General features: G+C 66.0%; 1 protein-coding gene and 1 pseudogene. Both read right to left on the reverse strand.

Features of this window, described 5'->3' with window-relative positions:
- Window positions 1-185, reverse strand: a pseudogene (locus A2I95_RS42445) (30S ribosomal protein S5 alanine N-acetyltransferase); the annotation flags it as partial.
- The coding region (locus A2I95_RS42450; protein WP_291738223.1) for a pitrilysin family protein at window positions 185-1001 on the reverse strand (817 nt) is incomplete at its 5' end. The gene A2I95_RS42450 and the pseudogene A2I95_RS42445, both read right to left, overlap by 1 nt.

A 1001-nucleotide genomic window follows, 5' to 3' on the forward strand; every position in this document is an offset into this window, starting at 1 on the left:
CAATAGACCCGGTTGGTGAAGGACTTGCGGCTGAGGTGGTCCGCCGCCCAGCTCGGCTCCCACGGCGTAAGGTACGGCTGGCTCTGCAGCCGCAGCGCCGCCCAGCCGTGAAAATCCGCATGCACCGGCGGCCTGAGGGTCAGGCGCTCGGTTTCAATGCGGACCTTTCGGCGGTTCAGCAGCATCAGGCGGCGCGCCTCTCCTGCAGCCTCTCCAGCGCCGGGGCGTCTGCAACCGGGCCATAAAGCGCAAGAGCCGCCGGTGCGGAAACCGCCATCTCCTCGGCCATGCCGCGCACATCCTTGGTGGTCACAGCCTCAATCCGCTCAACCGTGTGCTCCAGCGACGGAACCTTGCCCCAGATCTGCACCAGCCGCGCCAGACGTTCCGCCCGGTTCGACGGGCTTTCCAGCCCCATCAGCATCCCGGCCTTCATCTGGGCGCGGGCCCGCTCGACCTCGGCCTCGGTCATGTCGTCGGCGGCGCGTTTCATCTCGTCGATGGTGATGCCTGCCAGTTCCTCCAGCTGCTCGCCAGAGGTGCCGGCATAGACCGTCATTGCGCCGGTATCGGCATAAGACCCGGCCTGCGCAAAGATCGTGTAGCACAGACCGCGCTTTTCGCGCACCTCCTGGAACAGCCGCGAGGACATGCCGCCGCCAAGCGCGCTGGCGTAGATCTGCGAGGTATACATCGACTGATCGCGATAGCTGGGGCCTTCAAAAGCCAGCGCGAAATGCGCCTGCTCCAGATCCTTGACCTGCCGCGCCTCGCCGCCGGTGAACCGCGCGCCTTCAGCGGTGAAATCGGGCTTGGCTTCCATGTGGCCGAACAGCCGCTCAGCCAGTTTCACCAGCATTTCGTGATCCACGCCGCCAGCTGCCGCCAGGATCATCTGGCCGGGGCCGTAATGCTCAGCCACGAAACTCCGCAGATCTTCGCGGTTGAAGCTGCTGACACGCTCTGCCGGGCCCAGGATGGTGCGGCCCAAGGGCTGGCCG

The organism is Leisingera sp. F5, from assembly GCF_001593695.1.